The sequence below is a fragment of the Sorangium sp. So ce1153 genome (assembly GCF_051521595.1).
In the GTDB taxonomy this organism is placed as follows: domain Bacteria; phylum Myxococcota_A; class Polyangia; order Polyangiales; family Polyangiaceae; genus Sorangium.
Genome location: NZ_CP150361.1, coordinates 3758235 through 3782528, shown reverse-complemented (window position 1 = coordinate 3782528; position 24294 = coordinate 3758235). Strand labels below are relative to the sequence as shown.

The window sequence follows — 24294 nt, the reverse complement described above, 5'->3', positions numbered from 1 at the left end:
TCCATGGAGAAGCTGGTTGCGATCACGGCCTGTCCCACGGGAATAGCCCACACGATCATGGCCGCGGAGGCGCTGCGGCGGGTGGCCGCCATGAAGGGCCACGACCTCCGGGTGGAGACGCAGGGCTCCGAGGGCGTGAAGACGCCGCTGTCGGACGACGACATCGCCGCCGCGAGCGCGGTGATCCTGGCGGCCGACATCCAGGTCGACGAGTCGCGCTTCGAGGGCAAGCCGGTCACGCGCGTGTCGACCGCGAGGGCCATCCGCGACACCGAGGCGGTGCTGGACGCAGCGGTCGCGGCCGCGAGCGGCTCGGCCCATCGCGCGAGCGAATCGGCCCACGCCGCGAACGGCTCGGCCCACGCCGCGAACGGCTCGGCCGGCGCCGCGAACGGCTCGGCCGGCGCCGCGAACGGCTCGGCCCACGCCGCGGCGCCGGTCGCGAGCGTCCCCGCCGCGGCGGCCGGCGCGGTCGCCGCCGAGCCGGCCGCGTCGCCCGCCCGAAAAGGCCTGCTCGTCGCGGTGACCGCGTGTCCGACCGGGATCGCGCACACGTTCATGGCGGCCGAGGCGCTGACCCGCGCGGCGCGGGCGGCCGGCTACGAGATCCGGGTCGAGACCCAGGGCTCCGTCGGGGCGAAGAACGCCCTGACCGCCGAGGAGATCCAGAAGGCCGACGCCGTGATCGTCGGCGCCGACACGCACGTGGCGCTCGATCGCTTCGCGGGCAAGCGGCTGCTGCAGACGTCGGTCGGCGAGGCGCTGAAGAAAGCGGATCAGGTGGTCGCGAGGGCGCTCTCGCTGCCGGAGCCAGAGGGCGCGCCCGATCTCGGCCAGCAGGTAGCGCAGGCCAAGGCGCAGCTGAAGGAGAAGCAGTCGGGCCCCTACAAGCACCTGCTCACCGGCGTGTCGTTCATGCTGCCGCTCGTCGTGGCCGGCGGCCTGATCATCGCGCTTTCCTTCGTCTTCGGCATCGAGGCCTTCAAGGAGCCGGGCACGCTGCCGGCGGCGCTGATGCAGATCGGCGGTCAGGGCGCGTTCACGCTGATGGTGCCGGTGCTGGCGGGCTACATCGCCTACTCGATCGCCGACCGGCCCGGCCTCACGCCGGGCCTCGTCGGCGGCCTCCTGGCCTCGCAGCTCAACGCCGGCTTCCTCGGCGGCATCGTCGCCGGCTTCCTCGGCGGCTATGTCGCGCGGTGGATCCGCGACACCGTGCGGCTGCCGGCCAACCTGGAGGGCCTGAAGCCGGTCCTGGTCATCCCGCTCCTGTCGACGCTCGTGGTCGGTCTCCTGATGATCTACGTCGTCGGCAAGCCGGTCAGCGCCATCATGACCGGATTGACCGACTTCCTGAGGGGGATGGGCGGCACCAACGCGGTGGCGCTCGGCGCGCTGCTCGGCGCCATGATGGCGATCGACATGGGCGGGCCGGTCAACAAGGCGGCCTACACCTTCTCGGTCGGCCTGCTCGCCTCGAGCACCTTCACGCCGATGGCCGCGACGATGGCCGCTGGCATGGTGCCGCCGCTCGGGCTGGCGCTGGCGACCGTCATCGCCAGGAACCGCTTCACCGCGCAGGAGCGGGAGGCGGGCAAGGCCGCGGCCGTGCTCGGCGCCGCCTTCATCACCGAGGGCGCCATCCCGTTCGCCGCCCAGGACCCGGTGCGGGTCATCCCCGCGGCGGTCCTCGGGTCGGCCGTCACCGGCGCGCTGTCCATGGGGCTCGGCTGCGGCCTCCGGGCGCCGCACGGCGGCGTCTTCGTGCTGGCGATCCCGAACGCCGTGTCGCCGCTCGGCGTCTACCTGCTGTCGATCGTGGCCGGGACGGTGGTGACCGCGCTGGCCCTCATGGTCCTGAAGCGGCCGCTCGCGCAGCCCGTCGCGCCCCCGCCCGCGCGGCCGTAGCCGCGCGCCCTGGTCCGGCCGCGGCGGCCCTTGCCGCGCGCCCTGGTCCGGCCGCGGCGGCCCTTGCCGCGCGCCCTGGTCCGGCCGCGGCGGCCCTTGGTCCTCGACGCGCGCCGCGCGGCGGTCACCGCTCGACCAGGAGCACCGGGCTGCCCGAGAGGGCGAGCGTCGCCTTGCCGCCGCTCGCATCCAGGGGTGTCACCACGCCGTCCCACGCGTGGACGTCGAACCCCGTCTCGGTAGCGAGCTCGGCGCTCGCGCTCGCCTCCTCCGCGTCGCCCGGCGTCACGGCCCAGAGGGCGATCCGCCGCTTGCCGTCCTTCTGGAAAACGGCGCCCCGCGCGCCCGCCGGCAGCGCGAGCTCCCTCGTCGCGCCGTCATCGTACGACGCACCGGAGAGCACTTCGCCGAGGGTGGTGTACGCGATGCCGAGCTCGGTCTTGGTCGCCTCCTCCACGCGGGTGAGGGCGCCAAGGTCGTGGTAGAGCCCCATGAGCTCGAACACGTCCTCGCTCCTCACGTCGCCGTTGGAGAGGATGAACCAGTCGACGCCGCCGATGCCGTGCGCCTGCGCCATGGTCATCACCTTGAGGAGGTAGTTGCGCGCGTACGTCGGGTTCCCCAGGTCCGGGTACTCCGGCGTCGAGGCGAGGGGCGCGCCGGTCTCCGAGACGTTCCACCCCTGCACCTCCACGCCGGCGTCGGCGAGCACCGCGGCAAAGGCTTCCTTCGTTGCAAGGAACTCGTCGACGGACGCGTCCGAGCTCTTCCGGCTGAAGATGGGATAATAGTGGAAGTCGACGACGTCGAGGTAGGCGCCGCCCTTCTCCGGGTAATCCGGCGTGACGGCGCCGCCGTCAGGGTTGTCGGTGTAACGCAGGATCGCGGAGAGGAACGACGGATAGCCGATGCCCCCCGTCGCGATCCGCGCCTCCGGGTCGGCCCGGCGCGCGGCCTCCTTCGTGACGCGCAGCATCCGTATGTAATCGAAGATCGACCCGTTGAACCGGGGGAGATCGGCGGCCCTGGGCGGCTCGGTCTCCCACGCCTGGGTGACGCTCCAGTCGGCCACCCAGTCGGGCTCGTTCCACACGTGCCACAGGTGGATCCAGGGTTTGTAGGTGTCGACGGTCCGGTACACGTACGACGCCCACGCGTTGGCCGGGTTCACCGTACCGTCGGGCAAGAAGATCGGCTCGTAAAGGCTCTTTGGTATGTAGTGCTCGTTTTCCCAGTCGGCCGCGCCGGGCGGCGCCACGGTCATGTCCACCGACTCGGAGCCGATGAGGAACCCGATGTGGTCGGCCATGCCCAGGGACGCGTACGTCTCGATATCGCCGAGCTCGATCTCGTATCCCCACGTCGCGAGGTGGGCCGCCGGGAGCTTGACGCGGATGCTGCGGGCGCCCGCCCGCGCCGCGAGGGTCGCCTCGTTGTCGTCGCCCCAGGCCGCGTTGCGGTGGCCGAGGTTCACGCCGTGGCGAAACGCGAGAGGGAGCCCCGCGCCGCCGGCGCCGCTCCCGCCGCCGCCAGCGCCGCTTCCCCCTACACCGGGACCGCTCCCCCCTACGCCGGGACCGCTCCCCCCGCCGCCGGGCCCGTCATCGACGCCCGGCGTGCCTTCCCCCGAACCACACGCGATGAGCGCGGAAGCGCACAGCAGAACGAACCCTCGGCGCATGAACGATCCTCCTCCCGGCGGGAGGCCGGGTGGCCAGTATAAAGGGTTCTGTCCTCAAGCGCCGTCCGCGGCGAGGTGGACCTTGAGGACGCTCTCCTCGGCGGGCACGCCGAGCCGGAGGGGGAAGCCGTAATGGCCGGTCCCGCGGTGTACGTAGAGCCGGTCCGGGCCGCGGGCCCACAGGCCGTGATCGGGCATCGTCACGAAGAGCCGCATCGCGGTCCAGGTGCCGCCGAGGCTGACGATGCCGACCTGCCCGCCGTGGGTGTGGCCCGACAGCACGAGGTCTCCCTCCCCTTCCCCGAGGTGGCGGAACGCGCCCGGGTCGTGGAGCAGGATGAGCCGGAGCGCGCCGGGGACGCGCGGGTGCCGGGCGCAGACCTCGCCCATGCGCTCCGCGCGGTCGCGGTAGTGGAAGTCCATCCCGAGGATCTGCACCGGCCCCGCGGCGGTCTCGACGAGCGCCGCGTCGTCCACGAGCAGGCGCGCGCCCGCCCGGGCGAGCGCCGTCGCGACGTGCCGGGGCGACTCGTGATCATGGTTGCCGTGGCAGGCGAACACGCGGCCCTCGAGGGCGCGGAGCGGGGACAGCGCCTCGGCGAGGTGCTCCGCTGTGTCCTGCGACTCCATGGTCAGGTAGTCGCCGGTGAGCACGACCAGATCGGGATCGCGCTCGACCGCGCGCTCGCAGATGCCGCGGAGCCGCGCGACGGACATGAAAGGACCGAGGTGAGGGTCGGTGATCTGGACGATGCGCAGGGGGCGGCGCGCGCCGGGCGCCTGCTCGCGCGGCAGCGGGTGGCGGCGCAGCCCCTCGACGCGAGCGCGGTCGACGACGAGCTCGACCTCCTCGCGGCGGGTGGTGAGCGACTGGAGGATGCCGAGCCCGGCGAGGGCGAAGGGCACCCAGAGGCCGTACGGCGTCGCGCCGAGCCCGCCCGCGATGGCCCACGGGAACGACAGGAAGATCGCCGCGACGAAGTACGACGCGGGGATGCTCACCAGCGCGCGGTAGGCGACCGGGCGTATCCGCGGGCGCGAGAGCAGGAGGAAGTGCAGGTACACGGCGGCCTGGAGGTACGCGAACACCGGCGCGAGCGGGCCGACGTGCCGGAAGAGCGCGCACGAGATCAGGGTGTGGAGGCCGACGAGGACGCCGACGAACCGCGCGTAGAACCGGCCTCGGCGGCGCCTCGCCGCCGCGACGACGACGGCCCAGGCGAGGACCGAGGCCACCCAGAACAGGACGATGGGGGACGGGACATTCAAGCGACAGCTCCAGGCGACTCAGGCGTACAGCGCCACCGCGGCCTGTCCCGCCTGGTCGGAGCCCGAGTCTCCCGCGTCCAGCGCGCTCGCGCCAGGCGGCGCCGGCCGCGCGTCGCGGCGACCGTCGCCGCGACGCGCGTGAGGCGCGGCGGCCGTCGCCCGGCGGCGTTGCGGCACAGGGACCTCGCTGGTAGGCAGGCGCGATGCTCGTCCTGGTGAGGCACGCGCTGCGCGCGGTCGATCTCGGCCACGAAGGCGGCGATCCTGGCAAGGCGTTCCGGTGCTCCGAGGGGCATCGCCACGAGGGTTGCTCCCGATGATCCCGTACACGAGGCGCGATTGGCTTCATCTGCTGGTCTCCCCGCGCGGCTCCTTCTCGCCGGGCGTGATGCGGCGCGTGCTGGCCTTCGGGGTCATCGCCGCTGTGCTCTGGCTCGCGGACAGGTACATCCCCCGCGTCGGCCTCTCGATCGGCTTTTACGAGATCGCGGGCGCGGTGATCGCGCTCATCCTCGCGTTCCGCACGAACACTTCCTATAACCGCTTCTGGGAGGGTCGCACCCTCTGGGGCTCGATCGTGAATGCGAGCCGCAACATCACGCGCATCGTCAGCGCGCACGCCGCGGTGGATCCGGCCGTAGCGCGCGAGTTCGCCGTCTGGGTGGTGGTGTTCGTCCACGCGACGCGGCGCTCGCTCCGCGGGCAATCCGAGCGCCCTGAGATCGACCGGCTCCTCCCCGCGGCGCAGCTCGAGGCCCTGAAGGCGCACGCCCACCCGCCGCTGTACGCCGCGCAGCAGCTCTCCGAGCGCCTCGCGGCCTTCGGGCGGGCCGGGAGCCTCGAGCGCAACATGACGGCGTGCGCCGAGGAGGAGCTGAACATCCTGGTCAACTGCCTCGGGGGCTGCGAGCGCATCCTGAAGACACCGACGCCGCTCGGCTACGTGCTGCTCCTGCGGCGCGGCGTGGCGCTCTACCTGGCCACGCTGCCCCTCGCCCTCATCGACGCGCTCGGCTTCATGACGCCGATCGTGACGATGATGGTCGCCTATCCCGTCCTGACGATCGAGGCGCTCGGCGAGGAGCTCGACGACCCCTTCGGCCATGAGCCGAACGATCTGCCGCTCACGCGCGTCTGCGACACGATCGAGCGCAACCTCCTGGGCTCATCGCCGCTCGAGCTGGTGATGGCCTCGAAGGCCCAGAACTACGAGGACTGAGCGCCGCGCGCTTCACGCCGCTCACGTCGGGCTCCTCTGGCCAGGCGGGGAGACTGGAAAGGAGCATTTACATACTCTCCCTCATCTCCCTCACGCCCCCTGCCGAAGGATTCTCCTACCTTCATCCTCTCGAAGGGAGCTTGAACGGAACGAGTCTGCTGCGATTGTGTTCCTGGACGCAAGGCGAGCTCGCCTGGTTTGCATTATGGCGAGACGCACCGTTGCCACGGCGCGGCGCGGGCACCAGCTTCCGCGCATGACGCAGCCCGCGGTGCTCGGCAGCGAACCCATCCACTACCGGCGTTTGAACCTCGACCCCGGCCGCATCCAGCCCTGGGAGGACGGCCTGCGCACCGACCCGGGCGCGCGCAGCTTCGAGTGGTGGTACCACGACTGCCGTCTTGACGACGGCACCCGCGTCACGATCGAGCTGCACACCAAGCCCCCGGTGGTCTCGCCCTCCGCGCCGCTCACGCCCTTTGTCTCGCTGGTGATGCTCCGCCCCGACGGCTCGCTGCTGGTGAAGAACGCCGTCGCCTCGCCGGACGCGTTCTCGGCGTCGCGCGACGGCTGCGACGTGCGCATCGGCGAGCACTGGTGCCGCGGCGATCTACGGCGCCAGGAGGTCCACGTGGAGCTGGAGGGCACGGTGATCGACCTGGAGATGATCTCCGAGCTCGCGCCCTGGCGCCCTGCCACCGGCCACATGCTCCTCGGAGAGGATGAGTCGCGCTACATCGCCTGGCTCCCGGTGATGCCCCGCGCGCGGGTGACCGCGGAGATCGCCGCCGGCGGCCGGCGCGAGCGCCTCGGCGGGGTCGGATACCACGATCACAACTGGGGCAACGTCGCTCCCGCGTCGGCCATCGATCACTGGTACTGGGGGCATGCTCACATCGGCGAGTACACCGTGGTCACGCTGCGCGCGGTCAGCCATGCCAAGTATGGCAAGGCGGTGCTCGTCGCGTACCTGCTGGCGCGCGGCGACGAAGTGCTCGCGCAGGGCACCGAGGGGCTGGGGTTCTCGGCCGTCGACGAGGCGCGCGACCCGGGCACCGGGGTCCCGGTCGCCCGCCGGCTCATCTACGAGATCCCGGCCGGCGACGCGCGCTACCGGCTCGAGTTCGCGCGGCGCCGGGATGTGCTGGCGCTCGGCTTCGGCGACGCCGGCGGCTACCTGCGCTTCGTGGGCGACGCGCGCCTCGAGCGCGTCGGAGGGGCCGGGGCGCCCGAGGAAGCCAGCGGAGACGGCCTGTGGGAGGTCCTGTCGTTCGGCCCGCGCCAGGCCGCCGGCGCGCTGGCGCGCTCCCCGGGCTGAAGGCCGATCTCCAGCGCCTCCCACGGGCGCCCGCGGCGCCGGGTTCCCCATCCCTCACCGCCGACGTTGCGTATGCCGGGATCCTCGTTTTCGCACGAGCTCGTCGGCTCGTGGATCCGGAAGCGCCTGAGCGCCTTCCAGCGGGCCAGCACCGACTCCTGATCATCGGGTCCACGAACGAGGTCGGCGCGGATCAGCGTCCGTGGCGCCGTGCTCACCTCGCGGCTGAGGAGCCGCCAACCACGCACAGGGACCTCGATCTCCGGGGATGGATCCTGGCCACATGGCTTTCCACAGCTGCTTGGCGTCGTTCCCGATACAGTTCTGAACATTCTTCCTTGGACGCCGCTTGACAGGCCGCTCCTTGCTGTGGTGCCGTGTCAATCAGGTCGCGCATGTGCTCGATATAACCTGCCGTGTCGCATCGCTCCGTTGGATGCGGCACGAACGAGCGACAGCGTACCAGGAGGGGTCTCATGACGATGATCGGGCGAAGCTGGGCAGCGGCCATCGGGCTCATGCTGATGACGGCGGCATGCGGGGCGAGCGATACGGAACCGGCGAGGACCGCCACGCCCATCAAGCGGACACCGCTCGCTCAGAACGAGTTCATTCCGGTGGAGATCGAGGCCACGATCGACAAGCTCGTCGCCGAGATCAACAAGAGCCCGATCCAGACGATGCAGATGGCGGTGTTGTTGAAGTCCCTCAACGACTTCTTTGCCCCGGTCGCCACGGGCGCGAACCGAGCCATGGGTGAGCTCGGGGTCTCCGGGAGGGTCACGGGGAACGTGCTCGGGTCCACCAACACTTCGGGGGATCAAGAGCAATTGATGGAGCTCCAGACTGAACAGATAGAAGAGACGGTGGCGGAAGGCGCCGAGGGGATCGCCGTCACGCCCTTCGGCGAAGGCAACGCGGCCGCGCTCGACAAGGCCATCGCGAAGGGGATCCCCGTGGTGACGCTCGACACCGACCTGGCGAAATCGAAGCGCTCGATCTACGTCGGAATACTCAGCACGTCTGCCGGGGCCACGGCAGGGGATACCCTGCTCGCGAAGCTCCCCGGAGGGCCGGGCACGGTGCTCATCCACGGCTGGGCCGACCCGAGCTGGATGGACGGTGTCAATCGAACTCAGGGCGCCGCGGGCGTGTTCAAGAAAGCCGGTTACGACGTTATCGTACACCAGTCCATCTATGATGACGAGGCCAGGGACGTCGAGACGATGAAGGGCGAGATCGAGGCCGCGGACCCGCCCGTCGTGGGCCTGATCGGGATGTTCAGCGACTCGTATCGCTGCGTGCTGGCGGCGGACGCCGCGGGCGCGCCGAACCTCCCCATCGTCACCTTCGACTTCGCGCCGCAGACCGCCGACTACATGCGCCAGAAACGCATCATCGCCACGCACGTCCAGCGTCAGTACTACGAGGGGTACCTCGGGCCCTACATCGTCTACGGCATCAAGAGCGTCGGCCTCGACGCGACCAAGAAGATCCTCGCCCCGCAGCTCGAAGACAATCAGTTCGACCTCGGCGTCGACGTGGTCCCGGGCGACAAGGTCGACGCCTACATCGACTTCCTCGACGATATCGGCGCCGAGCAGTAGCGGTGTCACCTCCGACGGCGAGCACGAGCTTCGTTCGAGGAGGGAGCTGCAAGGGTGTCAGTCAGGGAACCAGAGCAGCTTCTCGGAGGACGGTTTGTAACAGCTGTCCCTCGCTGCCTCCTCGTCGTCCGAGCAGCTGGACGACGAGAGGCAGTCCGCGATGGCGTGCAGCGCGCCGGCGTTGTACGTCGTCGTGAGCACCACCCGCTGGGCGGTCTCCAGCCTCTCGACGGCCGTCTTGCAGTCGGCCGCCGACACCTTCTCGCAGCGCTCTGCCCGCTGGCACCGCGCCGCGATCACCTCCTCGCTGCCCGGCCCTTCCGCGCCCATCTCTACCGTGACCTCGTCGTTGCACTCGGTGACGAGCTGGCTGTTGTCGGGGGCGTCTTCACCAGCCGCCTCGTGCCGCGCCGTGAAGCACCTGGCCATCCCGCGCAGGTAGGCCGCCGACGCCGTCGGGTATGCGCCTTTGCACGCGTCGAGGTCCTCCCATGCATCACCCGAGCCGTTCAGCTTGGCGAGAGCCTGGCACCACGTTGCCTGGGCGGTCGTGACATCGGAGCTGTCGGGGTAGCTGGCCCCGCCGCCACCGCAGGCGGCGACCAGCAGCGCAGCGATCCCGAGGGCGGGGATGGCGAGAAGGGTCGGAGGTCGGAAGGCGTTCATGCCCGGATGTTTGCCAGGAACGCACGCAGACCGTCAAGGTTTGTGATGCGCCGGGAGCTCCGCTATCGCTGGCCTGGCCAGAGGTCACAGACGCAATGAGATGGACGCAACGCACTGCGCGTCTCCTTCAGTGCTAAAGGGAGGGCGCGCCGCGGCGACGATCATGAGGTGAGTGGGGGCATTGGTCCTCGCTCGACAGTGTCGGGCGCGATCCAGTGAAGTGGATGTTCGCGCAGACCTGGAAACTTCCGCCCGATGCAGCAACCCGACGACGAGCGCTCCTTCAAGCGGTTCGCCTCGCTTGATCAAAGCGTGCAGACCCTGGCATGCTCGCGCCATGAACGTTCACATTTCGTCCCGCTGGTCGCTGGAGATCCTCGCCGCTTGCCTGGCTGCCGCGGCCTTCACGGGCTGTTCCGGCTCAGGGGAGGCCAAGGACGATAGCGGGAGCGGCGGATCGATCGCAGGGACCACCGGCGTTGGCGGAAGCGGTGGTCAACCGGGCGCCGGGGGCGCCGGCGCTGCCACCGCCACCGGAGGCGTCACGGGGAGTGTCGACGCGAGCAGCAGCAGTGGGCTCCCGGGTACGGGCGGAATGGCGGGTGAAGGTGGCTCCACCGGCGAAGGCGGCGCGTCCACGGGCGGCGGCGCGGACACCTGCCCGCCGGCGACCCCCCTGACCGGAGGCATGGAGTATTGCTCGAACAGCCGGGGCAATGCGGGCAACGGTTACGGTTATGAGCTCTGGGCGGAGGGAGGCGGGACGGGCTGCATGACCGTGCACGGCGTCGACGCCACGTTCAGCGCGGAATGGAACGACGTCGAGGATTACCTGGCGCGCGTCGGGCTCGACTTCAACCAGACCCGCAAGCACGCCCAGATCGGCATCTTCTCGGCGGAGTTCGCGCATACCAAGACCGAGGAGGGCGGTGGCTTGACGTACATCGGCATCTACGGCTGGACCGTCAACCCGCTGCGCGAGTTCTACATCCTTGACGACTGGGGGAGCGTGAAGCCGGCAGGTTTCTCTTCCGACGGGACGCCGCGGGACGAGGTGGGCACGCTCACCGCAGATGGCGAGACCTACGACGTGTGGAAGAAAACCCGCGTGAACAAGCCGGCCATCACGGGTCCCAGTGAGACGTTCGATCAGTATTTCAGCATCCGGCGGACGGCTCGCACGTGCGGCACCATCTCCGTCTCCGAGCACTTCAACCAGTGGGAAGCGCTCGGCCTTCCCCTCGGGAACCTGCACGAGGTCAAGCTGTTGGTCGAGGCCCAGTCCAACAGCGGGACAGTCAAGTTCACGACGGCGAAGGTCGTCGTGAAGTGAGCCCGGAAGCTCGGTCGGCACCAGGCCGTCCGGCCGAGCGCGTGAAGGCTGGGTGAGCAGCGACGCTGGCGGCTGTACGCCTGTGTTTGCGCGCGTTTACCGACACGCCCTAACAGGATAGAGATGTCTTGCGGCTCGAGCCCGCCCTTCGACGCTCGAGCTCGAGGTGTTCTTCACGAGCGTTGCGCCGATGCCAGCGCTCGATCGCCTTGACGAGGGCCGCGCGGATCCAGCCCAGCGCTGCCCCGAGGCCAGGCGAAGGCTCGTCGCACAGCGTCGGTGCGACCGGGAGTCGCAGCCGGTCCTGGAGGATCTCCTGAGCGCGGCGAATGGATCGTGGGTCCCGGCGGTCGAACCAGATGGCTTCGCCGAACGACTCGCTGGCCTCGGGGCCTTGGTCCTCCGCGGGCCCGAGGTACAGGGTCACGGTGTGTCGTCCCAGTGTCGCTGGTGGATCGATCAGCATGTTCCCGGGAACCCAGCGTGCTCCGCGCGCGTGACGGATCGATGGCGCAAGCGAAGACTCTCCGTTACAGCGCGACGCTCACCCTTACAGCTACAGCGCGGCGCTCACCCGCAGGCTGTGGAGTGAGCGCGGCCCTCCGGATGGGTCGAGGCAGCCCGTGCGGCGCCTGGACCCATGACGCCGACCGCACCGACCCGAGCCTCGTCTCGCCGCGCTCGCGCGTCGGGGCGTGCGCGTGGGAACGCGCGTCCGGGGCGCCCGTCGGCAGCCGCGAGGAGCCCCCTCGCCGCGCGGACGTTGACAGGCGAGCTGGATCGGCATATTGGAAACCTATCGGTTACCTGACATGCACCGAGCCCGCGCCGACGCCGACGTCTTCCGAGCCATCGCCGATCCGACCCGGCGCGCGATCCTGGATCGCCTGCGCGCCGGGCCCGCGCCGGTGAACGCGCTCGCCGCCGACTTCGCGCTGAGCCGACCCGCAGTTTCCAAGCATCTCCGCGTGCTCCGCGAGGCGCGCCTCGTCACCGAGCACCGCGCGGGGCGCGAGCGCCTGTACCAGCTCCATCCGGCTCCGCTCCAGCGCGTGGCCGGGTGGATCGAAGGCTATCGTTCGTTCTGGCAGAGAAACCTCGACAGCTTGAAGCGTTACCTGGAGGAAACATGACGACCGCCACGAAGAAGCGCGCCGCCCGCGCCATCGCCGACGTCACGCAGGGCACCATCCTGGCGACCGTGGACATCGCCGCGACGCCGGAGCGCGTGTTCCGCGCCCTCACCTCGCCGGAAGAGGTGACGCGCTGGTGGGGCTCGGAAGAGACGTACCGCACCACCGGCTGGACGATGGATCTTCGCGTCGGCGGCAAGTGGCGGGCGGACGGGCGCGGCTCGGACGGCAGCCCGTTCTCGGTCGAGGGCGAGTTCCTCGAGATCGACCCGCCTCACAAGCTGGTGCAGACGTGGAAGCCGGCGTGGGACGGCGGTCACGCGACCACGCTCACGTACCGTCTGGAGCCCATCGCCGAGGGGACGCGCGTCACCGTTCGTCACGAAGGCTTCGCCGGGCGTCCCGAGTCATGCCGCACGCACGCCGAGGGCTGGGAGAGCGTGCTGGGGTGGCTCGACGGGCATGCCGGGAGCGAAGGGGCCAGCGCTCCGTCTCGTTTCTTCGTCTGCCGGCTGCTGCCCCCGCGACCCACGTTCGTGATGGACATGAGCGCCGAGGAGAGGGCGGTGATGCAGGAGCACGTCGCCTACTGGACGGGCCATCTGCGCGCGGGGACGGCGATCGTGTTCGGACCGGTGGCCGATCCGAGCGGGCCGTGGGGGCTCGGCGTGGTGCGCGTCGCGGACGAGGCCGCGGTGCGGGCGCTGGAGGCGGGCGATCCGGCGATCCGGTCGGAGCGCGGGTTCCGCTACGAGGTGCTGCCGATGCTGCAGGCGGTGACGCGCGGTTGACACTCGTTCGTCCCGCGAGATCCCTCGCGAGGAGCCCCGCGCCGTGGTGTCCGGGCACAGGCGCGCGTGCTCAACCGCCGGGTGCCGCCTCGCAGCAGAGGACGTAGCGCCCCTCGAGTTGCGGCTCGGCAACCTGGTCACCACCGGCCACCTCGCACGCGCCCTCTCGGTGCGTCACGGCCGTCGCGCTGACGCCTCCCACGGTGCCCTCGGCCGGCATCTCCAGACAGGTCCTCCCGTACATCGCCCAGTGGCCGCCCTCGTCGGGTTCGAAGACAGTGTCGGTGCTGATGAGATCATTGCATTCCGGATCCCGGTACCGGGACAGGCTCACGGTGCATTCGGGCGGCGTGACCGTCGTGCACGCGCAGGGATCGCAGCCGCTGATGTACCTGAAGACCTGCGACCGTTCGGGGTAGGACGGCGGACACTGCGTGGGTTCGTCGTAAGGCTCCCCCTCTGTCGAGAGCGTCAGGCAGTACCGGAAGCCCTCCGGCGCCGTGGGCATGCAACGCTCGACGCTGTCATCACACTCTCGTTCCAGCGAGAAGCTCTTCCCGCAAACGCGCCAGACGGTGTCGACGAGGGCGTCGAGCCCCGCGGGAGACGTGAAGGGTTCGCAGAGGGCGGCAGACGCCGACGGGAGCACGAACGCGGTGGCCAGGGGTGCGGCGGGTACGGCGTCGTGCCTCAGGCAGGTGCCATCCCAGGCGCCCGCCGTCTCGAAGCCGTCGAACGCTCCGAAGTACAGGTCCGCCTCGCACCGCTCGCCGGGGCGGTTCCGGGGATCGTCGAGCTCGAGCACTGTATAGGCGAGGTACTCGGGCATCGCGCACTGCGGGGGCGTGCATGCGCAGCCGGGGCAGGCGCCACCCGGCTTGAGATCACTGTAGAAGTCCCCCACAGCGTAGTACGTGACGCTGTCGTCCCCCCAGTGACTCAGCGAAGGCCACAGGCCGACCGACGAGCACGAAGGCGCCTCGGAAGGCTTGCCTCTCCAGATCAGCTCGGGGCCGTCCCACTTGGTCGGCGACAAGACGCCGCGAGGGAAGTAACGCTCCCTGCACACCCCGGGGCAGGGCAAATCTGGGAAGTCCGGCCATCTGTGGGTCTCCGGCTCGCTGGGCCTGGTGCCGCACGCCGCCACCAGCATCCCGCCCCCCAGCCCCAGACCCAGCGACGCACCCAGCAGGCGCCGCAGCCGGCTCGTCCTCCCGCCCCGGATCGGAGAAGGCATCACGACTCCTCCGGCAAGCAACAGACCGTCATGAGCTCTCGCAATGGCGGCAAGCCCGTCAGCGCGCCGCCATCCGGCGCGCAGCTCCCCGGCGAGTTCACCAGCCACTCCGCGCTCAGGCTGCCGAGCGTCATCACCGAGGGCGGATCGACGCATGCGCCCTCCCCGTCGACGGTGGTCGTGGCGATCGGTTGCCGGCAGGCGGCGTCCTCGTAGGTCGAGACGCGTGCCTCGCAGCTGCTCGGCGTCACCGGCGCGCAGGTGCAGGGGCTACACGAGCGGTTGTCGAGCACGTCCCGGTGGAAGACGAACCGATCGGAGTACCGCGGCGCCCCTCCGGGCGGGGCAGGCGGGCGGCACGACTCGCTGGCGCCCGTGTCGATGGGCGCCGACTTGACGACGCAGTGCCGAAAGCCGGGCGGCGGATGCTGCTGGTACTGCATGCACAGCGGCTCTCGGTCGCACAGATCCTCCTCTACGAACCCTGCGCACGCGAACGCGACGAGGCCATCGAGAGCGCGCGGCTGGGGCTCCTCGGTGTGCGGCATATCGACGGACACGGGCGCGCAAGGGCGCTCGGTCGCGGGCGGGATCGTGTAGGAGCCGAACCGCTCCGCCGGCAACCTGCCGGGCGAGACGCAGGCGCCGTCCCAGCCGGGCGGCGCCTCGAACGCCGTCTCGACACCGCCGGGCCCTTCCTGGCACAGGGCAAGCGAGCTCGCCGTGACGCCCGCTGGCAGCTCGCACACGGGCGCGCTGCAGGTGCACGCGGGGCACTGCGGGGCGTCGGGCGAGTCGGCATGACCCGTCCAGGAATCGCTGAGATCGATGGGCGCTCCGGGCAGAACGCCGGCACACGCGAGCGGCCGGAGCTGCTCGGGCCCGATCCACACGAGCATCGGCTCCTCCGCGAAGCCGTACGGCGCCAGGGGAACGCACTTGCCATCACAGGCGCCGTTGCTCGTGCCGTCCTCGTTGATCGCGTCACACTCGAGATACTCGGCGCAGTCGTACGGCTCGAAGGCCCCGCAACCGCTCACCGCCACGACCGCGCTGCCCAGCCCAGCCAACGTCGCGAGGATGCTTCCCGTGTTCATCGAGCTCTTGCCTTTCCGGTGCGATCCGCTTGATCAGATCGCGTTCTGACGAGCACGCCACGGCTTGTGGCGGAGCGCCGGGCGCCACCTGCGGACCGGCGGAGGCGTCCGCCTCAGCGAGAACAAGGTACCTGTTGTCGTACGCATTTTAGCAGCGCTTGCAGCGACCCTATCAGGCGAGAGCAGCCAGCACAACGGGCTGCGTTACGCATTTTTTGTGAGAATCTTTCGCACAAGATCGCAATGCATCAGGAGGATAGCTCGATGCGGTGCCGAGCATCGGATGCGCAACTGCATGAGCGTGCCTTGGCGAGTGCGGCGCGCACTGGATCGAGGTGTTAGGCGAGGCGACTCTTGCTGGAGACGCCGGCCAGCGTGGTGATGCGACGTGCGCGCTCCCAGCGGCCGCGTCGCCGGTCGCCCTCACGATGGTCAGCAACGAGCCTGTGTAATCGAGCAGCAGACATCGTGAGCGTCAACACGCCTCCCCGATCTCGACCGCCCGCCACCATGACCCGGCCCGCTAGGTCGCGGCGAATGGGCCGCAGCTGTCGTAGGCAAGCTCCAGCGCGAGACCGGGGGCGACGGGCAGGGCGAGGGTCTCGGCCTCCTCCGCGAGAACAGCTTCCTTGGTGGCGTCGAGTTCGTCAGGGTCGGTCATGCCCGAGGTGTCGACGGGACAGGGGCACCGGTTGCGTGGCGTCGGAGGGGGGCAGGCCTCCGTCGCCGATCCGAGCGCTCCGACACCAAGGGGGCGAGCCCGACGTGTTCTCGGCGAGCGGCCCCTGGATGTTCCGTTGCGAGCGTGAGCGGCTCCCGGGGCTCGCTCCCGCCTGCCGCATAGGCACGCGAGATACGCCCGCCGCGAGACACGTCTATAAGTTGCGAAGTTGTTCAGCGAGCTCAGATGCGCTTGCAGGTCGGTCGTCTGGATCATCAGATAGGGAGGTGATAAGCGCGTCCCAAAGCTTGCCTTCGAGAGGACACAATTTTCTCGCCGGAACACCCGCCAAAATGCGCCCTGTTCCGAGATACCAAATCACCTTGGCTAGCTGGAATAGGTCCGACCGATGGTCCACCGGATGCTGCTTATTCCGTGCATAGGCGATGAGCTCTGGAGAGGCAAAGAACACGGGCCCAACGAACTCCATTTGTTGAGTAAACTGATCCAACGGCCGCGTTGAGACGTCCTCGCCCACGTACTTGGCGATGCCAAAGTCGATCATGCGTACGCTCTGGCTGCCGCCGTCTAACCAAACGAAGTTGTCGGGCTTGATGTCTCTGTGTATGATTCTTTGTTCGTGTAGGTAGCCCAAGGCTTCGCAGAGCTCGATGGATACTGAAATGAGCGTTTTCGGTGGAAGCGGGCCTCCTGACTCGATGTGCTCACGCAGGTTCCGGTCTCCGAGTTCCATTGCGACCCATGGGACCTCATGGCGGTCGTCGAGGTGGAATGATCCGCTATCGTATGCCGGCGCGATGCGCGGGTGAGAAAGATTGGAGACGATTCGTACCTCGTTCATGAAGCGATCGTAGCGTGCGTCGTCCAGCCGTCGTAGTACCTTGACAGCACAGACCGAGGCACCTGGAACTGACGTGCGTGTGGCCTTGAAGACCACCCCGTTGCCGCCTTTCTTTATCGCATAGCCGATCCGGAACCTCTCTGACTTGCGGCCGATTAGCTCGTTTGGTACATCGAAATTTCCTAAGCGCTTGTTTCCGTCTAGTAGGTCAATCCAGGCCATTTATACTATCTCCAGGGATGTGATGTTTGGCTGCTTGTTCATTGTGGCTGTCTTGGCTTGCCGACGTCCGGATGTATCTCCCCGGTTATGATCCCCTCTGTGGCTACCTCCATGGCCACCCCGCCCTGCGAGGCCAGCGGAGATGCCGTCCCGTGCCAAGAGGATGGGCTTTCGGCACGGAGCCGCGGCCAGGGTCGGGAGGGTCGGCAAGTAGAGATTCTCGGTGTCCGGCTTCGGATGGATGTCCCGATGCGAGCATTGAGAAGACAAATCACCGCCATGCAGCACCGAGGCCTTGATCCGTTGTAGAATCTTGATTGATTCTACGCAGTCTATCGAGCAGAGACTGCCGGTCGTGGTCTCACACTGCGCCGCAGTGAGGACGAGAATCGCCTCCGGCTCGAATCTGGAGCCGTGCGTTCTCCCCGTCGCGGACCGACGAAGCTCTCCCGTCGAGAGCACCATAATCGCGCGACTCGCCAAGTCAAGGGAAACGGGCGCGGGGGCTCCGCCTATATTATACGCGCGCCTGTGGAGGGATCAATAAATTAAAAAAAACTTCTTGTGAGTTATTCTGATTAACTAATTTTATTTCGCGACGCGGCCGCGCGCTGGCACGCGCCGTGCTGCAGGTGAGCGGATCGCGACGCGCCGCCTCGGCGGGCGCAGTGTAGTTGAGCTCGCCGGCCGTTCTCGGCCGCGGGCACGGCCGAGCCATCCCTGACCGCCGCTGCAGGATTCGTGGAGGACCCGTCGGCGCTCTCGCGGAGCGTACGACAGCTTCATCGGCAGGGCAGGCCGGCGGATCTCGTTCACGGGTAGGACCAGGATTGCCGCTGCGTCGCCTTCAGCACGCCGGTTCGGACCCAGGGTTGGTCCCGCCGGCCTGGTGCCCGCCGTGGAGCTCCGCGGAGCCCCGTACCCTGGCGTCACCCGCCGCGCCCGCTTCCGGTGGTCCTGCTCACCGGGAGCGCCCCGGATCCACCCCTGCCAAAATTTGGCAGGTCACACGCAGGGCACACAAAAGAAAAAAGACACGGTTCTCGCCGTGTCTTCTCAGTGGAGGCGCCGGGAATCGAACCCGGAGCTGAATCTGGCGCCGCATGCTCGTGGCCCAAGGCGCACGACGTGCTCACCGTGCTTGAGACCCGCGGGCTCGATGTTCCCGCGGACGTCCGGGAGCGCGTCCTCGAGAGCACCGACCTGACCGAGCTCGATCGCTGGATCCGCCGCGCCGTGGTGGTCAGCGATGCCAGGGCACTCCTCGCCACCGGTTCCTGATCAACGCCTCGGTCCTCCAGAGGCAGCTACCGACCGCCCATCCCGCCCCCCGGTAGCTCTCTTTTCTCAGCGCGCCCCCCGGGCATCAGGCCCACCCCGCCTATCCCCCTCTCGCCCTCCCCTCCCCCGCCTCACGCCTGCAGCACCCGGAGCGACCCCCTCACCACTCCATAGCTCCCCTCGGCCCGCAGCCCCCGCGCGACCTCCGCGGGCGCGACGTCCCCGGCGAGCAGCCGCCGGTACGCCTCCACCACCCGCCGCGCCCCCTCGGCGTCCTCGCGCACGAGCTCGATCCGGAACCGCCGCACCCCGCTCTTCGCGAGCTTCGGCACGACGTGCGCCGCGCTCTGCGGCGCCGCGTGAAACACGGTGTTCCGACACCCCACGTCCGCCTCGAGCGGGTGATCCATCCCCGCCCGATCCCGCAGCGAGAGCGCGTGCTCCTCGCACGGCCGGCCGCAGGTGCGGTGATCCTTGCCCTCCGAGAGCGTCGCCGCGATCACGCAGTGTTCCATGTGGAAGAGCGGCATCGGGTGGTGCACCACCACCTCGGCGAACGGCGCGAACGGCGAGTCGAGCAGCGCCACGAGCTGCGCGGCGTCGAGGTCGAACGACGGCGTGAACGCGGCGAGCCCCCGCGACAGGACCTCGCGCGCGGCCAGCTTGTTCGTCACGTTCAGCGAGAAATCGCCGATCCGGGGCACGCCCGGCGGCGCGTCGAGCAGCGCGCCGAGGCTGCGCACCAGGATCGCCGCCGGCCCGAGCGACAGCAGGTACCTGTCGATCTTCTCCTCGCCCGGCTTGCGGATCCGCGGCGGCGCGACCGCCACCGAGGCCCCGGCCGCGATGAGCTCGCGCGCCGCCGCGCCGAGGCCGACCATCTCCAGGAAATCGAGGTAGACGCCGCTCGCGCCGGCCTCGAGCGCCGCGCGCGCCTGGACCACGTTGCGGCACAGCACGAAGAGCCCGGGCGCCGGCGGCTCGACCGCCGGGGGAACGGCCCCGGCGATGAGCTCCTCGGCCGGCGCGGGCGCGCACGCGTGAGGCCGGTGCGACGCCTCCAGCAGCGCCGCCACCAGCGCCCGGCGGGCGCGGTTGAGCGCCGACGGCGGCACGACCGCCGGCCCGTCGAGCGACAGCCCGACGCCGCGCAGCGCGAACGGCGTGTCCCCGAGGCGATCGAGCTGCTTCCGCAGCGTGGCCTCGTCGAGCGGCGACCGGTCGGCGCGGCCGAGCGGCGCGTCCACCTCGACCGCCGCCGACCCGCCGCCCTCGGCCACCGCCGACAGCCGCGGGCGCTCGCCGAGGCGGCCCTCCAGGCGGACGTCGATCGCGACGCGGCGCTGGGCGCGGTCGAGCGCGTCGCGGACCTCGCGCGCAGCAGCCGGATCGCTCGTCCGGAAGACGCGGCGCCCGCGCAGCGACCGCGCCCCGCGCAGCACGTCGTCCGGGAGGCGCCGGTCGGGGCCGAGCCAGACCTCGACGTCGCCGCCCGCCGGCGCGCGCTCGACCTCGCGGCCGTCCGCCCACAGGCCCCAGATGCGGCCGCCGATCTCGCCCTCGCCGGCGAAGCCGCCCTCCACGAGGATCCCCTCGCCGCGCGCGAGCGGCCGGGCCGCGCGCACGACGACGACCTCGTGCCCGCGCCGTCGGCCGGCGCCGCGCGCCTCGCCCACCTCGATGCCGCGGTGGTCGCACGTGCGGCCGTCGACGAGGCGCTGGTGGTCGACGCCGCGCAGGAAGCCAGGTCCCGAGCCGCGCGAGAACGCCTGGAGCGCCGCCTCCCGCTCCGCTTGCCGGGGGCCCGCCCCCTCCCCGAGCGCGGCGTCGATCGCGGCGCGGTAGAGCCGCGCGGTGGCGCCGACGTACTCGGGGCCCTTGAGGCGCCCCTCGATCTTCACCGAGGCGACCCCGAGGGCGACGAGGTCGGGGATGACGTCCGTGGCGTCGAGGTCCTCCGGCGAGAGGAGGTAGGCCGCGTCGCCGAGCTCGCGGAGCGCGCCGTCGACGACGAGCCGGTACGGCAGGCGGCACGCCTGGGCGCACGCGCCGCGGTTGGCGCTGCGGCCGCCGATCGCCTCGCTCGTGAGGCACTGCCCCGAGTACGCGATGCAGAGCGCCCCGTGCACGAAGACCTCGAGCTCGACGTCGGTCGCCCGGCGGATGGCCGCGATGTCGTCGAGCGAGAGCTCCCGGGCGAGGATGACGCGCGCCGCGCCGAGCGACCGAGCGAGCTCGACGCCGGCCGCGTCGGTGCAGGTCATCTGCGTGGAGGCGTGGATCGGGAGCTCGGGCGCGAGCGCCCGCGCGAGGCGCATCACCCCGAGGTCCTGCACGATGATCGCGTCGGCCCCCGCCGCGGCGCAGGCCTCGACCGCGGCGCGCACCGCCGGGAGCTCGTCGTCGAACACGAGCGTGTTCAGGGTGACGTAGCCCTTCACGCCGTGGGCGTGGAGGAAGCGCATCGTCTCCGCGAGCTCCGCCGCGTCGAAGTTCGCGGCCCGGGCGCGGGCGTTGAACGGCGAGGGCGCCGCCGCGCCGCTGCCCGCGGCGCCGCCCCGCAGCCCGAAGTAGACGGCATCCGCCCCGCCGCGCACGGCGGCTTCGAGGGCGGCGCGGTCGCCGGCCGGGGCGAGGACTTCAGGGCGTGCGGGCCGCATCATGCGGGCGGTTCTAGCAAGGGGCGCAGCGGTTGTCCCCCCTGGCAAGCGCGGCGCCCTGATGAGCCGGCCGGACCGCGGCCGCGCGCGCCGCGCGCCGTGCGCCGTGCGCCGTGTGCCGCGCGCCGCGCGCCGTGCACCGTGCGCCGTGCGCTGCATTGCGCACACCGCGCCCTGCGTGCCGCGATCGCCGGCGATTCGAGCAGTACGAGCGCGCCTCGCTGCGCCTCGGCTCGGCGCGCCTACACCGCTGCGCATCCTTGCGGCGGAAACGAGCAAGAAAGCGTCTCGACGCACACGCCGCGGCGCGCCCATGCGCCTTGACCTGGCTTCCTGACGTGGGGCACGATCCCGCAGGAGCCCACCCGACCGAAACGCCATCGGGTCCTCGCCGGCCGGCGCGGCCTCGGTGGCCGGGTCGGATGAGCGGAGCGACGACTTTCCCACAACAACCAGCGCGGAATTCGGGAGTTGAACGTCGGAGAGGCGCTTGCATTTCCCGCCCGCCCATGCGTCGCGACGGCGCATGCCGCAAAGGGATGGCGATGAAGAGAGACGGATTTCGCTTCAGGTACGCGCCCTCACCGGCCGTCGCCTGGCTGCCCGCCGCGGTCCTCGCGGCGACGTCCGCGTGCGGCAGCGACGAGGCGCCGGCGCAGATCTGCGACGTCCCCTATTTCGACTGCGACGGCGTGTGCGTGGCGCTGGGGTCCGATCGCGACAACTGCGGCGCGTGCGGCGACGAATGTCCGGCCGGGGCGTCGTGCGTCAACGGCGCGTGCCAGGACCGGTCGCAGGGCAGCGGCGGTGCGGGCGGCGCCGGCGGCACGGACGACGCCGCCGTCGGCGGCGGCGGCGGTGGCGACGGCGTCCCGGAGGACTGCGGCGGCGAGCGCACCATGCAGCGCTGCGACGGCGTCTGCGTCGACACGCGCACCGACCCGGACCATTGCGGCAAGTGCGACAAGCAGTGCGACCCGGGCCGCGCGTGCGCCGGCTCGCTCTGCCAGCGGACCTGCCTGGAGGGCTTGACCGAGTGCGCCGGCAGCTGCGTCGACCTCAGCGTGGATCCGCTGCACTGCGGCGGCTGCGACCGCGCCTGCGATCCCGGGCGCCCGTGCGAGGAGGGCTCCTGCGGGTGCAGCGTGGAGCCTTCCGAGGACATCGGCGCCGTCGCGCCCCAGCGGGTGACCGGCACCACCCGCGACGCCGCCGACACCCGCGCGCTGAGCTGCTCGGGGTCGGACGCGCCCGACCAGACGTTCCTGTTCACCGCGCCCTCCGCGGGGACGTACATCTTCGACACCTTCGAGACCCCGTTCGACACGGTGATCGGGGCGCTCTCGGCGGACACCTGCGCCGAGCTCGCCTGCAACGACGACGCCGAGGACGACGCCGGGGGCGTCCAGTCGCAGATCTTCCTCGATCTCGCCGAGGGCGAGCGCATCCTCGTGGTGGTGAGCGGCGCGAGCGGCGCGGACGGCGACTTCACCCTTCGCCTCACCCAGCCGGGCCCGGTCATGTGCACGCCGACCGCCCTGGAGCCCGTCGTCCCGCAGACGGTCACGGGCACGACCGTCGGGCTCGAAGACGCGGTGTCCTCCGACTGCGACTACACGTCGAGCGGCGACGCCACCTACACCTTCACCGCCCCCGAGGCGGGCGCCTACGTCTTCGGCGCGCGCGCCTCGGGGGAGGTGATCCTCGACGTCCTCGAGGACGGCACCTGCACCGGCGAGTCGCTCGGCTGCGACACCGCCTTCGGCGAGTCGAGCGTCACGGCGCAGCTCGAGGCCGAGCAGACGGTGCTCGTCGCCGTGTCGAGCCCGGGCCGCTCGCTCCGCAGCTTCACGCTGGACGTCTTCAAGGCCCCCCCGTGCCCGGGCCAGGATCTCGGCTCGACGGTCCCGCAGACGGTGACCGGGACCAACGAGGGCCTCCTCGACGTGCTCTCGACCTGCTTCGTCTCCACGACCGGCGGCGAGGCGACCTACAGCTTCACGGCGCCGAACGACGGCGTGTACCTGTTCGACACGCAGGGATCGAGCTTCCCCGTCCTGATGGATCTGCGCAGCGGCTCCTGCGACGGCGAGTTCATCACGTGCGCCGAGAACGACGGCACCCCTGCGCGGACGGCCGTCCCCCTCTCGGCCGACGAGACGGTGGTCATCGTGCTGGACACCTACGGCGAGACGGGCACCTACCAGCTCGAGATCAGCGAGGTGCCGTGCCCCCTCATCGATCTCGGCTCGACGGCGCCTCAGACGGTCACGGGCACGACGGCCGAGTTCCTCGACCTGCTCGAGCCGTCCTGCGGCTACAGCGGCGGCCCCGAGGCGACCTATCGCTTCACCGCCCCGGCCGACGGAATCTACACCTTCGACACGGAGGGCTCGACGTTCGACACGATCCTCGACGTGCGGAGCGGCTCGTGCGCCGGCCCCTCGCTCCGGTGCAACGACGACGTGGACCCGTCCGCGGAGATCACCACCTCGAGGGTGAGCGTGCTCCTCTCCGCCGATCAGACCGTGGTCGTCTCGCTGGACAGCAACTCCACGAGCGGCGAGTACATGCTCAACATCTCCCAGCAGGATGCGCCGCCGTGCCCCCTCATCGATCTCGCCAGCACGGTCCCGCAGACGGTCACGGGCAACAACGAGGGCTATCCCGATCTCCTGACCCCGGGGTGCGGCTCGGGCTCCGGCGGCGAGGCGACCTATGGCTTCACCGCGCCCGCCGACGGGTATTACACCATCGACACGGCAGGCTCCTCCATCGCGACGATCCTGTCCGTGCGCGAGGGCGGGTGCGGCGAGGTCGAGACGGAGTGCGTCGAAGGCGGCGCGGCCTCGCGGCTGGTCGTGTGGCTCGACGCCGGCGCGAGCATCGTGATCAGCGTCGACACCGACGGCGCGGGGGGCGAGTACACGCTCAACGTGGGCCAGTTCGACGGCACCGGCACGTGCGGCACGCCCGTCGAGCTGGAGCCCGTCCTCCCGGTGACCGCCACGGGGACGACCATGGGGAGCCTCGCCGCGAAGGGCGCGAGCTGCGGCGGCGCGTCCGCGCCCGAGGTCATCCATTCGTTCACCGCGCCCGAGACGGGGACTTACGTCATCGACACGTACGGCTCGGAGTACGACACGGTCCTCTCCGTGTTCGACGGCGATTGCTCCGGCGATGAGCTCGATTGCAACGACGACTCGCCCTGGGACAGCGGGGTCACGTCGGAGATCTCGGTGCCGCTCGAGGCGGGGCAGACGATCACCATCGTGGTCGACGGCTACGACCGGGAGTCGGGCCGCTACGAGCTCCACGTCGATCTCGAGCTTTGATCGTCGACGAGCGC

General features: G+C 70.4%; 17 protein-coding genes. 9 read left to right on the top strand and 8 right to left on the bottom strand.

The genetic code is table 11. From position 1 onward, the window contains the following. Positions 1-3: 3 nt before the first annotated feature. On the top strand, positions 4-1908 hold the full coding sequence (locus WME85_RS13410; protein ID WP_437838303.1) for a PTS fructose-like transporter subunit IIB: 1905 nt from the start codon (positions 4-6) through the stop codon (positions 1906-1908). Between the two features lie 124 nt (positions 1909-2032). On the opposite strand, the gene WME85_RS13405 is transcribed toward WME85_RS13410, so the two are convergent. After that, positions 2033-3589, bottom strand: coding sequence for a hypothetical protein (locus tag WME85_RS13405; RefSeq protein WP_437838301.1), 1557 nt, complete (start codon positions 3587-3589; stop codon positions 2033-2035). A 54-nt stretch (positions 3590-3643) separates the two neighbouring features. Beyond that, positions 3644-4858, bottom strand: coding sequence for a metallophosphoesterase (locus WME85_RS13400; protein ID WP_437838299.1), 1215 nt, complete (start codon positions 4856-4858; stop codon positions 3644-3646). 316 nt (positions 4859-5174) lie between these two features. Here WME85_RS13400 and WME85_RS13395 point away from each other — a divergent pair, with 316 nt between their 5' ends. The 3 genes from WME85_RS13395 to WME85_RS13385 all read left to right on the top strand — a co-directional run bounded on the left by WME85_RS13395 (position 5175) and on the right by WME85_RS13385 (position 9002). After that, on the top strand, positions 5175-6077 hold the full coding sequence (locus WME85_RS13395; protein ID WP_437838297.1) for a bestrophin family protein: 903 nt from the start codon (positions 5175-5177) through the stop codon (positions 6075-6077). Positions 6078-6333: 256 nt separating this feature from the next. Next, on the top strand, positions 6334-7395 hold the full coding sequence (locus WME85_RS13390; protein WP_437838295.1) for a hypothetical protein: 1062 nt from the start codon (positions 6334-6336) through the stop codon (positions 7393-7395). 476 nt (positions 7396-7871) lie between these two features. Then, on the top strand, positions 7872-9002 hold the full coding sequence (locus tag WME85_RS13385) for a sugar ABC transporter substrate-binding protein (protein ID WP_437838293.1): 1131 nt from the start codon (positions 7872-7874) through the stop codon (positions 9000-9002). 57 nt (positions 9003-9059) lie between these two features. Here WME85_RS13385 and WME85_RS13380 read toward each other — a convergent pair whose 3' ends face one another. Next, entirely contained in the window at positions 9060-9668 is a 609-nt protein-coding gene (locus WME85_RS13380; protein WP_437838291.1) for a hypothetical protein, read from the bottom strand. Positions 9669-10005: 337 nt separating this feature from the next. Here WME85_RS13380 and WME85_RS13375 point away from each other — a divergent pair, with 337 nt between their 5' ends. The 3 genes from WME85_RS13375 to WME85_RS13365 all read left to right on the top strand — a co-directional run bounded on the left by WME85_RS13375 (position 10006) and on the right by WME85_RS13365 (position 12925). Beyond that, the gene (locus tag WME85_RS13375; protein ID WP_437838289.1) at positions 10006-11001 is read left to right on the top strand and encodes a glycoside hydrolase family 11 protein; all 996 of its coding nucleotides are present in this window, start codon (positions 10006-10008) and stop codon (positions 10999-11001) included. An 812-nt stretch (positions 11002-11813) separates the two neighbouring features. Next, entirely contained in the window at positions 11814-12134 is a 321-nt protein-coding gene (locus WME85_RS13370) for an ArsR/SmtB family transcription factor (RefSeq protein WP_437309499.1), read from the top strand. Beyond that, a complete protein-coding gene (locus WME85_RS13365; protein WP_437838287.1) occupies positions 12131-12925 on the top strand; it encodes an SRPBCC domain-containing protein in 795 nt (264 codons plus the stop codon). The genes WME85_RS13370 and WME85_RS13365 overlap by 4 nt, the downstream gene beginning before the upstream one ends. A gap of 70 nt (positions 12926-12995) precedes the next feature. Here the strand turns inward: WME85_RS13365 and WME85_RS13360 are convergent, their stop codons facing one another. The 4 genes from WME85_RS13360 to WME85_RS13345 all read right to left on the bottom strand — a co-directional run bounded on the left by WME85_RS13360 (position 12996) and on the right by WME85_RS13345 (position 17004). Next, positions 12996-14162, bottom strand: coding sequence for a hypothetical protein (locus WME85_RS13360; RefSeq protein WP_437838285.1), 1167 nt, complete (start codon positions 14160-14162; stop codon positions 12996-12998). Next, the gene (locus WME85_RS13355) at positions 14162-15259 is read right to left on the bottom strand and encodes a hypothetical protein (RefSeq protein WP_437838283.1); all 1098 of its coding nucleotides are present in this window, start codon (positions 15257-15259) and stop codon (positions 14162-14164) included. Before WME85_RS13355 ends, WME85_RS13360 begins: the two co-directional genes overlap by 1 nt. A 523-nt stretch (positions 15260-15782) precedes the next feature. Beyond that, positions 15783-15920, bottom strand: a complete 138-nt coding sequence (locus WME85_RS13350; RefSeq protein ID WP_437838281.1) for a hypothetical protein — start codon at positions 15918-15920, stop codon at positions 15783-15785. Positions 15921-16134: 214 nt separating this feature from the next. Continuing rightward, a complete protein-coding gene (locus WME85_RS13345) occupies positions 16135-17004 on the bottom strand; it encodes a serine/threonine protein kinase (RefSeq protein ID WP_437838279.1) in 870 nt (289 codons plus the stop codon). A gap of 1128 nt (positions 17005-18132) precedes the next feature. Here WME85_RS13345 and WME85_RS13340 point away from each other — a divergent pair. Continuing rightward, complete coding sequence (locus tag WME85_RS13340; protein WP_437838277.1) at positions 18133-18285, top strand: hypothetical protein; 153 nt, start codon at positions 18133-18135, stop codon at positions 18283-18285. A 131-nt stretch (positions 18286-18416) separates the two neighbouring features. Here WME85_RS13340 and WME85_RS13335 read toward each other — a convergent pair whose 3' ends face one another. Beyond that, on the bottom strand, positions 18417-20948 hold the full coding sequence (locus WME85_RS13335; RefSeq protein WP_437838275.1) for a DUF3656 domain-containing U32 family peptidase: 2532 nt from the start codon (positions 20946-20948) through the stop codon (positions 18417-18419). 542 nt (positions 20949-21490) lie between these two features. On the opposite strand from WME85_RS13335, the gene WME85_RS13330 reads away from it, so the two are divergent. Further along, complete coding sequence (locus WME85_RS13330) at positions 21491-24280, top strand: MXAN_6577-like cysteine-rich protein (protein WP_437838272.1); 2790 nt, start codon at positions 21491-21493, stop codon at positions 24278-24280. Positions 24281-24294: the final 14 nt, after the last annotated feature.